Raw genomic sequence first — 345 nt, 5'->3', positions numbered from 1 at the left:
CGGGTGACAGCAAAAATAGATAGAGCGACAGACCCGTTGCGCCTGCTACTAATTTTTTATTATCCTGTTTCTTTTTTTCCATTATGAAATATGGGATTAAGAAGGCAACGAATATGCCGAGAAGACCGAATGTAAAAGTATGAATAAGTGAAAAATCAGGAAACCACAAAACAACATTATTCAATAAACTGATGATTGTAATTAACGAACCCACTAGGATAAGCGGCAGAATCGTCATAACAGAATCCTGAATCGAAGATATCCAAGGGTTTTTCGTAATTTTATTTACTCGCGGAGTAAATGAATTTGTCATAAATGTCATGATTTTGTCCATCATATTATTCA

At 34.8% G+C, this 345-nt stretch carries 1 pseudogene; it reads right to left on the bottom strand.

Annotated elements, in window-relative coordinates:
- Window positions 1–322 (bottom strand): annotated as a pseudogene (locus tag CF394_RS15930) (PTS sugar transporter subunit IIC); the annotation flags it as partial.
- Window positions 323–345: the final 23 nt, after the last annotated feature.

The sequence above is a fragment of the Tetzosporium hominis genome, assembly GCF_002265435.1.
Lineage (GTDB): Bacteria > Bacillota > Bacilli > Bacillales_A > Planococcaceae > Chryseomicrobium > Chryseomicrobium hominis.
Note: the sequence above shows the minus strand (reverse complement) of the source record. Positions and strands in the feature narration are given on the sequence as shown.